A 10,212-nucleotide genomic window follows, 5' to 3' on the forward strand; every position below is an offset into this window, starting at 1 on the left:
CCCTCCGCCCTGCGCGGCGCCCCCGCGGTGACGGCCTCGCCTCACGCCCCGCGGGGACGGCCCCGGCGCCGGTTCGTCGCCCGGTACGCCGAGTGTCGACCGGCAACACACCGCGTGGAGCGGCGTACCCCGGACCCCCCTTCCCGTTCGACCGGTCCTGACCGCGGACCTCCTGAACGGGCATGCCGTGCACGACTCTTGACACCCCGGTCGGCGTGCCCCAGGGTCCTCTTACAACGTTGGAAAGCCCCGGCGCACCTCCCCGCGCCGAGGGCCGCGCAGCCCACGCCGAGTCCCTCGGGTGTTTCCGCACCCGCGTTCCCGCCTGCCCGTTTCTCAGTTTCGACGAGGAAGTGATCGGTGCATGAACGTCTCCCGCCGCGCCAGGACCGCCGCCGCCATCGCGATGGCCGCCGGCCTGTGTCTGGCCGCCACCGCGTGCACCAACTCCGGTTCCTCCGGGGGTGACAGCGCCTCGGACTCACCCAGCGCCAACAGCACCGCCGCGGCCCAGGAGGTCGCCTCCCCCTCCGCCTCGCCCGCAGGCCCCGCGTGCACGTACAAGAACTACGCGGGCGGAGTCCCCCGCCTGACGCTCACCGGCGGGAAGACCGTGGTCGGGTTCTCGCAGTCCGAGTCGACCAGCAACCCCTTCCGCGCCACCGAGACCAAGAGCATCGAGGCCCAGGCCAAGTCGCTGGGTGTGAAGCTGATCGAGCGCAACGCCAACGCCGACGTCAACGCCCAGAACTCGCAGATCGAGGACATGATCGCGCAGGGGGCGAAGGCGCTGATCGTCGCGCCGGAGAACTCGGACGGACTCGGGCCCGCCCTCGCCAGGGCGAAGGCGGCCAAGATCCCCGTGCTCACCATCGACCGTACGGTGGGCGGCACCGCCTGCGACGACTTCATGGCGTTCATCGGCTCCGACTTCTACGGCCAGGCCCAGATCGCCGCCGACGACCTCGCGGGCGCGGCCGGGGACAGCGCGCACGTCGCCATCCTCACGGGGACGCCCGGCAACAACGTGTCCACCGACCGCACGAAGGGCTTCCAGGACCGGATCAAGGCGAAGTACCCGAAGGTGAAGGTCGTGGCCTCGCAGACCGGCAACTTCACGCAGACCGACGGGCAGAAGGTCATGGAGCAGCTCCTCCAGGCCCACTCCGACATCAACGCGGTCTACTCGGAGAACGACGAGATGGCCCTCGGCGCCCTCCAGGCGATCCGTTCGGCCGGCAGGACGCCCGGCAAGGACATCAAGATCGTCTCCATCGACGGCACCAAGCAGGTGGTACAGGGCGTCGCAGGAGGCCAACTGGCCGCCGACATCGAGACCAATCCCCGGTTCGGACCGCTCGCCTTCCAGGCCCTCCAGGACTTCTACGGCACCAAGGGGGTCCAGCCGAAGGTCATCATCAAGGACGGCCACTTCACCTCCGGCAACGCCCAGCAGGCCTTGGACCAGGGGCTCGTGTACTGATCGCGGCCGTCACGCACGAGGAGGACCCACGTGGCTGAGCACGAACAGGGGCACGAACAGGGGCACCAGCCCGAGCCCGAGTCCGGGGACGGCCCCGACCAACGACCCGGGGGCGGCACCGTCCAGCCGCCCGGGGACGGCCCCGTCCTCGAAGTCACCGGTGTGAGCAAGAGCTTCGCCGGTGTGCACGCCCTGCGCGAGGTGGACTTCACGCTGCGCCGGGGCGAGGTCCACGCGCTGATCGGGGAGAACGGGGCCGGCAAGTCGACCCTGATCAAGGTGATCACCGGCGTCCACCGCCCGGACCGGGGACAGGTGCGACTGGCGGGCGAGGAAAGGGAGTTCCGCAACCCGCTGGAGGCACAGTCCGCCGGGATCTCCACGATCTACCAGGAGGTGAACCTGGTGCCGCTGATGTCGGTCGCCCGCAACCTCCATCTGGGCCGTGAGCCACGGCGTTTCGGCCTGATCGACGAACGGGCGATGCGCCGCGCGGCCACCGAGATCCTCGGCCGCTACGGCGTGCACGTGGACGTGACCCGCCCCCTGCGCACCCTCGGCCTCGGTGCGCAGCAGATGGTGGCACTGGCCCGGGCGGTGCAGGTGGACGCCCGAGTGGTGATCATGGACGAGCCCACCTCCTCCCTGGAGCCCCGCGAGGTCGAGACGCTGTTCTCGGTCATCCGCGGGCTGCGGGAGCGTGGCATCGCGGTGGTGTACGTGAGCCACCGCCTGGACGAGCTCTACGCGATCTGCGACCGCGTCAGTGTGATGCGCGACGGCCGGATGGTCCACACCGGCGAGATGGCGGACTTGGAGCGGCTGCGGCTCATCTCCCTGATGCTCGGCCGCGAGATGTCCACGGTCCGCGCGGAGGGCACCACGGCCTTCACCGCGGAGCGCGAGGACCGCACGGACGCACAACCTGCACTGCGCGCGAGCGACTTGACGGTACGTCACCGGGTGCACGGAGTATCCCTCGACGTGCACCCGGGGGAGGTCGTCGGCCTCGGCGGTCTGCTCGGCGCGGGACGCAGCGAGACGGCCAAGGCCATCGTAGGGGCCCTCCCCACGGACCGCGGCGCGGTCGAGGTGGACGGCAGGCCCCTGGGCCGGCGCAGCCCCGCCGCCGCCATCCGGGCCGGTGTCGTGATGCTGCCGGAGGACCGCAAGGCCGAGGGCATCATCCCCAGCCTCTCGGTTCGGGAGAACATCTCCCTCGCGGCACTGCCCCGCCTCTCCCGCGCGGGTGTGGTCTCCAGCGCGAAGCAGGACGAGATCGTGCGCTTCTTCATGGAGCGGCTGCGGATCAAGGCGTCGGGCCCGGACCAGAAGGTCAGCGACCTCTCCGGCGGCAACCAGCAGAAGGTGATGCTCGCCCGCTGGCTGTGCCTGAACCCCCGGGTGCTGCTGCTGGACGAACCCACCCGGGGAATCGACGTCGGCGCCAAGGCGGAAGTCCAGTCGCTGATCGACGAGTTGGCCAAGGACGGCTTGGGTGTGCTGTTGATCTCCTCCGACCTGGAGGAACTGGTGGAGGGGTCGGACCGGGTGGTCGTCCTCAAGGACGGCCGGGCCGTCGGCCACCTCTCCGGCGAAGACGTCACCGAGGAGGCGCTGCTGAGCGCCCTTGCCACCGCGCCAGAACCGGTCGGGGAACCGGCCACCGCGCCACGGCCGCCCGGTCGGGGCGGCGACGGCCGGGACCCCGCCACGCCGGACGGCGACGGCCGGGGCGGGGCGCCCTTCGGCGAGGACGGCGCGACCGGGGCGGCGCCCGCCGCCGTGAAGGAGGAATCCCCGTGACGAGGACAACGATGCGCAGGGAACACCGATGAGCGACAGCACCTGGCAGGGCCAGGTCTTCGAGCGCGACCGGCTGGTACGGCTCCTCCAGGAGTACGGCGTCTACGCGGCGCTGATCGTCCTGGCCGTCGTGGGTGTCGCGCTGGACTCCTCCTTCCTCTCCCTCGGCAATGTGCGCATCCAGCTCTTCCAGGTCGCCCCCACGCTCCTGGTCGCACTGGGGATGTCCCTGGTCATCGGCACGGAGGGCATCGACCTGTCCGTCGGGGCCGTCATCGCACTCGCCGCGTCCGTGGTCCCCCTGTACCTCGGCTACGGCCTGCCGATGGCGCTGTTCGTCGCGCTGCTGCTGGGGGCCGTGTCGGGGGCGGCCGGCGGTGCGATGGTGGCCTTCGGCCGCATCCAGCCGATCGTCGCCACGCTCTCCCTGATGATCGGTGTCCGCGGTCTTGCCGAGATCATCAACGGCAACTCGGCCAAGCCCATGACCGACAGCGGTGTGCTGAGCCTGGGTGACAAGAGCCTCGGGGGCATCCCGCTCATGGCGTGGATCGCGATCGCGGCGGCGGTGGTGGTCGGGCTGGTGGTACGCCGTACGACGTTCGGCCACCGGCTCGTCGCCATCGGCGACAACCGCCCGGCAAGCCGCCTGTCCGGCCTCCCGGTCCGCCGGGTGCTGGTCACCGTCTACGTCGTCTCCGGTGTCCTGGCCGCCCTGGCGGGCGTGATGATCGTGGCACACGGAGCCGAGGCCGATCCGGCCAACCAGGGCCTCAACATGGAGCTCGACGCGATCACGGCCGTCGTCGTCGGGGGCACACCGCTCAGCGGCGGCCGCGTCCGTGTCCTCGGCACCGTCGCTGGCGCCCTGTTCATGCAACTGATCACCGCCGTACTGACCCAGCACAACGTGCCCGCCTCGTACACCCAGATCGTCGAGGCCGTCATCATCTGCTGCGCCGTCTACGCCTCCCAGGAGCGTGGTACCCGATGAGCTCCACCGTCAGTGCCACCGTCTCCGCCGAGTCCGCGGGCGCCGGCCAGGACGTACGGGCGCCCGTACGCGAACGCCTCGCGGCCCAGGTCCAGCGGCGCGGCGCCCTCGCCGTCCTGGTGCTGGTGGCTGCCGTCGCCTCGGCGACCTCCTCCACCTTCGCGACCGGGCCCAACATCAGCAGCATCCTCGGCAACAACGCGTTCGTCTGGCTGCTCGCCCTGGGCATGACCTTCGTCATCATCACCGGAGGCATCGACCTCTCCGTGGGCTCGATGTACGCGCTCGGAGGGGTGCTGGCCGCCGACGCCTCGCGGGCCGGCCCCTGGCAGGCCGTGCTGCTGCCGCTCGCGGTCGGCGCGGCCTGGGGAACCGTCCAGGGGCTGCTGATCGCGCGGGCCCGGATGGCCCCCTTCATCGTGACACTGGCCGGCCTGCTCGGGGCCCGGGGACTGCTCCAGGCACTCACCCACGAGGGCGCCACCACCTATCTGGTGCCGCGCGGTTCGGCCTTCCGGTCCCTGGGGAGCGGCACCGTGACGCCGGTGGTGATCGTGGGCGTGCTGTTCTGCCTCGGGGCGCTGCTGCTGACCCGTACACGGTTCGGAGCGACGATCACCGCACTCGGCGGCAACGAGAACGCCGCGCTCCTGATGGGGCTGCCCGTGGCGCGCGCCAAGGTCCTCGTCTACGTGCTCTCGGGCACGACGGCCGCGGGCGCCGGGGCCCTGGGCAGCGCTCGGCTGGGCTCCGGGGTCACCACGATCGGCGTCGGCTACGAACTCACCGCCATCGCGGCGGTGGTGATCGGCGGGACGCTGCTCACCGGCGGCAGCGGCTCGGTCGGCGGCACCGTCTGCGGCGTCCTGCTGCTCGCGGTCATCCACAACCTGATCGACCACTACTTCTCGCAGTACGGCTCGGCCTTCACCGACACCGTCAACGGCGCCTTCCTGGCCCTCGTGGTCCTGCTCCAGGCCCTGTTGAGCCGCACCCAGCAACTGCCGTGAGCGGCCCGCGGGCACGCATCCTCGCGCACTTTGGGGCCCCGCGTCCGCACACCGCGGGCACCGCGGGGTCCGGCGAACGGTACGGGGGTCCGCGAACGGTACGGCGCCACCGGAACACGGGCGGGACCGGGCACGTTTCCAGGACCGGGGCGCCTTCGCGCCGGGTCGAAGAGAGGGAGTGCCGTGGGCGTCAGCCTCAAGGATGTCGCGCAGCTCGCGGGCGTGTCCGTGAAAACGGTCTCGAACGTGGTGAACAACTTTCCGCACATCACACCGGCCACCCGTGCCCGGGTCCAGCGGGCCATCGACGATCTCGGCTACCGGCCGAACATGACGGCGCGCCACCTGCGCAAGGGACGCACCGGGATCATCGCGCTCGCCGTACCGGAACTGGGCAACCCCTACTTCGCCGAAGTGGCCGGAGCCGTCATCGACGCGGCGGCCCGCCATGAACACACGGTCCTGCTCGACCACACCGCGGGCCTGCGCGAGAACGAGGTGCTGGTCTCGCAGGGCTTTCGTTCGCACGTCATCGACGGGCTGCTGCTGAGCCCCATCGAGCTGGAGAGCGAGGACCTGCTGGCGCGGCCCGCGGGCCCGCCGATGGTGCTCCTCGGAGAGCGCGAGTACGACGCGCCGTACGACCACATCGCGATCGACAACGTCGCCGCCGCCCGTGCGGCGGTCCGGCACCTGCTGGCCCTGGGCCGTCGCAGGATCGCCTTCATCGGCGCCCGGCGCGAGAGCGCGCGGCAGCCGGCCCACCAGCGGCTGCGCGGCTGGCGCGAGGAGATCACCGCCTCGGGGGCCGTACCTCAGGAGTCGTTGGTGGTCGCCACCGACGGGTACGGCCGCCGGGACGGCGCGAACGCCATGGCGGCGCTGCTGGACCGCGGCGAGCGTCCGGACGCCCTCTTCGCGTACAACGACACGGTGGCGATCGGCGCGATGCGGCTCCTGGCCGAACGCGGCCTGCGCGTGCCGGAGGACGTGGCGGTGGTCGGCTTCGACGACATCGAGGAGAGCCGGTACGGCGCGGTGTCATTGACCACGGTCGCGCCGGACAAGGCGGCCATCGCCGCCCTCGCGGTGGAGTGCCTCGTCGAACGCATCGCGGCCCCCGCGTCGGCCGAACCGCCCGCCCCGCGCCGTATCCACCCGGGCTACGAACTCGTGGTCCGGGAGTCCACCGGGAACCTCCCCGTCCGACACCGCCGCGGGCGGGGCGCGTAACGTTCCCGTCGGCGACGTGCCGCCCCATCCCGCCGAAGGAACCACTCCATGCCCAACCCCTCCCTGACCCGCGCCGACTTCGGCGCCCTCCCCGACGGACGCCCCGTCGAGCGCTGGACGCTGGACTCGGGCGGCGGTGTCCGCGCCGATGTGCTCACGTACGGCGGTGTCCTGCACGCCCTGTGGGTGCCGGACACCACGGGCCGCTCCGCGAGTGTGGTCCTCGGGCAGGACTCCGTCGCCGACTACGCGCGCAGCCCGTACTTCGGCTCCCTGGTGGGGCGGTACGCGAACCGCATCGCCCACGGCCGGTTCACCCTGGACGGCCAGGACTACCAGGTACCGGTCAACGACCGGGGCCACGCGCTGCACGGGGGCCCGGACGGCTTCCACCACCGGTTGTGGGAGGCGGGCCCCGCGGACGTCCCGGACGGAGTGGGGCTGGCCCTGACCCTGCACAGCCCGCACGGGGACATGGGCTTTCCCGGCGCGCTGGACGTCACCGTCACCTACGCGCTGGACCGCGCGGGCACCCTGCGGATCGACTACACGGCGACCACCGACCGGCCCACCGTGGTGAACCTCACCAACCACGCCTACTTCAACCTGGCGGGGGAGGGGTCGGGCGACGTGCTCGGCCACACCCTGGCACTCGACGCCGACCGCTACCTGCCGGTCAGCGCGGAGGCCATCCCGCTCGGAGACCCCGTCGGGGTCGCGGACACCGCCTTCGACTTCTCCGTGCCGCGCGCGATCGGCGAACGGATCGGCCGGGACGACCCGCAGGTGCGTGCCGCGGGCGGCTACGACCACTGCTGGGTGCTGTCGCCGCGACCGGCCCACTTTGGTCCTGCCCGGGCCGCACGGCTCGAAGACCCCCTCAGCGGACGCCGGCTCGAGGTGTGGACGACGGAGCCCGGCATCCAGGTCTACACGGGCAACACACTCGACGGCTCCTTCACGGGCCGGGACGCGAAACCGTACGAGCGGCACGGCGCGGTGTGCCTGGAGACCCAGCACCTGCCCGACTCGCCCAACCGCCCCGGCTACCCGAGCACGGTCCTGCGGCCCGGGGCCGCCTACCGGAGCACCACCGAGCTGCGCTTCCCCCACCTGCCGCAGGCGGCCACCCCGAGGGTCTGAGGCGCCCAGGCTCCGGGCGGCTGCCGCCCGGCGCCCCGGACCCCGCGCGAGGGCCTACAGGAGTTGCCAGAGGTGGTCGGCGGTGCCGTTGTCGGTGAACTGGACGACCTGGGCGCTGTCGGCGGTGGACATGCCGTCCACGCCGAGTACTTTTCCGCTGTTGGCGTTGCGGATGCGGACGGCTCCGTCGCCGTTGTCGATGAGTTGCCAGAGGTGGTCGGCGGTGCCGTTGTCGGTGAACTGGACCACGTGGGCGCTGTCGGCGGTGGACATGCCGTCCACGCCGAGTACTTTTCCGCTGTTGGCGTTGCGGATGCGGACGAACCCGTCGCCGTTGTCGATGAGTTGCCACAGGTGGTCCGCCGTGCCGCTGTCGGCGAACTGCACCACGCGGGCGCTGTCGGCGCCCGACATCCCGTCCACCGCCAGTACTTTCCCGCTGTTGACGTTCCGGACCCGCACCTGGTCCGTGGTCCACGGCGTGCCGTCGGCGGACACGGTGGGGAACGAGGAGACCCGCAACCGGGCGGCGCCCATGGGGACGAGGGTGACCGTCTCCGTCGTCCCGTCGCCCAGCGCCGGGCTCGGCCGGAGTGTGGCGACGACGCGTTCGCCGTCGGCCTGCCAGGCGGCGATGGTCCGTGCGGGCGCCGTCATGTGCACCGGCACGGTGTCCTGGGTGAACGGATCGTCCGGGACGGGCCCGGTGGCGCCGCTGAAGACGAGCGGGCCCGCCGGGTCGGCGGGGTCGAGTTCGAGCCCGTAGTTCCACGGTGTGGTGGCGTGCACCTCGGTGGTCGGGAAGGTGTCGCTTCCGCCGGTCCTGACGTACTTCTCGCCGATCCGCAGCGCGTAGGTGAGCGGTCCGCGGTCCACGCTGACGCTGTCGTGGTTCGCGCTCCAGGTGCGTACCCGGGTCTGCTGGGGCAGTTGGAGGGTGACCGTGTCGCCGTCGTTCCAGGCCCGCTCGATCCGTACGAGGGCGGGGCCCGGCGCGGCTGCTACCTGCTCGCCGCCCACACGCAGCACCGGCGCGTCGCACCAGCCCGGTATCCGCAGGTGGAGCGGGAAGGTCACGGTTCTCGGGGTGCTCAGGGTGAGGGTGACCGTGTCGGCGAACGGGTAGTCGGTGCGCTCGGTGAAGGTGACGGCCGTGCCGTCCGCGACCTTCGCCGTGACCTCGCTCGGCGCGTACATCGCCGCGCAGAGCCCGCCGTCAGGGGCGGCGAGCCACAGCTCCTCGGTGAAGTAGGGCCACCCCATGCCGTAGTTGTGCGGGCAGCATCGGTACTGGTCCACACCCGCCATGTACGCCCGCATGGCGAAGGAGTTGTCGAACTGACCCTGCGTGGTGGGCAGGTCGGACAAGTCCACGCTGTTGGCGTTCGTGATGTAGTGGACGCCGGTACCGGCCGGATCGAGCGCCGCGGGAAGGGAGTTGAAGGCGAGCTCCTCGCAGCGGTCGGCCCAGACCGGGTCGCCGGTCAGCCTGGTCAGCAGCTCGTGGCTGGCCATGAACTCGACGATGCCGCAGGTCTCGAAGCCCTGGCGCGGGTCGACGTGTCCGGACCTGGCGTTCTCGTCGGCGGCGAACCCGCCTCCGGGGAACTGGCCGTAGGTCCCCATCACGGAGTCGTAGCCCCGGTACGAGGCCTGGACGAGGTCGCTGTCGCCGCTGCGCACCGCGTAGAGGGCTGGTTCGCGGAACCCCTGGGCGATGTTGACGTTGTGCGGGGTCGGCAGGTTGTCGACCCAGTTCGCGCCGTTGGCGTGCAGGGTGTCGGCGAGGTCGAGGAGGAAGCTGTCGCCGGTCCGGTTGAAGAGCCAGTAGATGCTGTCGAGCGCGTCCGCGAGGCGGTAGGAGACCCAGCTCGACGCGAAACACGACCCGGGCTGGGCGTGCATGTAGCGGAAGAACGCCGTGAGCGCGGGGACGATGCGGGCGTCGCCGCTGTACTCCTGGAAGGAGCGCAGCGCCTGCACGAGCGGCAGGTACGGCCAGAAGTCGGGACCCCCGTTGAGGGAGGTGCGCAGGGCCGTGGGGCCGAGGAAGCCGTCCGACTGCGCGGTGGCGAGGATGCCGTTGATCCACTGCTCGGTGCCGCTGAGCGCGGTGGCGTCCCCGGTCACATAGGCGAGGTCGCCGTAGCCGCGCAGCCAGTAAGGGACCTCCTCCCAGCCGGTGTTGGTGGGTACGGTCCAGCCGCTGGTCCTGATGTCGAGGAAGTGGGAGATCTCCTGATAGCGGCCGTTCAGCCCCGCGAGCTGTGCGCGGAGCCGGCCGGCGAGCCACCCGGAGGCGGTGACGCTGCCGGGCGGCAGCCGCAGGAAGGCCGCGGGCGCCAGCGGTGACGCGTTCGGTGTGTACCAGGAGCGGCTCGCCGCCCGGGGCGCGGCGACGGCGCGAGCGGTGACCTGCGAGAGGCCGGCGAGCGCGGCGCCGGACAGAAGGGAAGCTTGGACGAATCCGCGGCGGGACATCGACACAGGGGTCTCCGGAAGAGGTGGGGGCACGCGGGCGCGGATACCGGCCCGGCGGGGGC

Annotated in this window: 7 protein-coding genes; 6 read left to right on the top strand and 1 reads right to left on the bottom strand. The window is 71.7% G+C overall.

All coding sequences use genetic code 11. The features are described from left to right. Positions 1-364: 364 nt before the first annotated feature. From LCE31_RS30430 to LCE31_RS30455, 6 genes are all read left to right on the top strand, one after another. Positions 365-1,483, top strand: a complete 1,119-nt coding sequence (locus tag LCE31_RS30430; RefSeq protein WP_225020034.1) for an ABC transporter substrate-binding protein — start codon at positions 365-367, stop codon at positions 1,481-1,483. A gap of 162 nt (positions 1,484-1,645) precedes the next feature. After that, complete coding sequence (locus LCE31_RS30435) at positions 1,646-3,289, top strand: sugar ABC transporter ATP-binding protein (protein ID WP_225020041.1); 1,644 nt, start codon at positions 1,646-1,648, stop codon at positions 3,287-3,289. A 28-nt stretch (positions 3,290-3,317) separates the two neighbouring features. Then, complete coding sequence (locus LCE31_RS30440) at positions 3,318-4,283, top strand: ABC transporter permease (protein ID WP_225020036.1); 966 nt, start codon at positions 3,318-3,320, stop codon at positions 4,281-4,283. Then, complete coding sequence (locus tag LCE31_RS30445; RefSeq protein ID WP_225020037.1) at positions 4,280-5,293, top strand: ABC transporter permease; 1,014 nt, start codon at positions 4,280-4,282, stop codon at positions 5,291-5,293. The genes LCE31_RS30440 and LCE31_RS30445 overlap by 4 nt, the downstream gene beginning before the upstream one ends. A 183-nt stretch (positions 5,294-5,476) precedes the next feature. Next, positions 5,477-6,526 (top strand): LacI family DNA-binding transcriptional regulator, encoded by a 1,050-nt coding sequence (locus LCE31_RS30450; protein ID WP_225020038.1) that lies wholly within the window; start codon positions 5,477-5,479, stop codon positions 6,524-6,526. Between the two features lie 48 nt (positions 6,527-6,574). Next, the gene (locus LCE31_RS30455; protein ID WP_225020039.1) at positions 6,575-7,669 is read left to right on the top strand and encodes an aldose epimerase family protein; all 1,095 of its coding nucleotides are present in this window, start codon (positions 6,575-6,577) and stop codon (positions 7,667-7,669) included. 54 nt (positions 7,670-7,723) lie between these two features. Here LCE31_RS30455 and LCE31_RS30460 read toward each other — a convergent pair whose 3' ends face one another. Further along, a complete protein-coding gene (locus LCE31_RS30460) occupies positions 7,724-10,150 on the bottom strand; it encodes an RICIN domain-containing protein (RefSeq protein WP_225020040.1) in 2,427 nt (808 codons plus the stop codon). Positions 10,151-10,212 lie beyond the last annotated feature (62 nt).

Source organism: Streptomyces sp. 8L, from assembly GCF_020176795.1.
GTDB lineage: Bacteria > Actinomycetota > Actinomycetes > Streptomycetales > Streptomycetaceae > Streptomyces.

Excerpts from the sequence above, each read along its gene's own strand:
- LCE31_RS30430 (WP_225020034.1), top strand. The coding sequence starts at position 365 with ATGAACGTCTCCCGCCGCGCCAGGACCGCCGCCGCCATCGCGATGGCC.
- LCE31_RS30440 (WP_225020036.1), top strand. The coding sequence starts at position 3,318 with ATGAGCGACAGCACCTGGCAGGGCCAGGTCTTCGAGCGCGACCGGCTG.
- LCE31_RS30445 (WP_225020037.1), top strand. The coding sequence starts at position 4,280 with ATGAGCTCCACCGTCAGTGCCACCGTCTCCGCCGAGTCCGCGGGCGCC.
- LCE31_RS30455 (WP_225020039.1), top strand. The coding sequence starts at position 6,575 with ATGCCCAACCCCTCCCTGACCCGCGCCGACTTCGGCGCCCTCCCCGAC.
- LCE31_RS30460 (WP_225020040.1), bottom strand. The coding sequence starts at position 10,150 with ATGTCCCGCCGCGGATTCGTCCAAGCTTCCCTTCTGTCCGGCGCCGCG.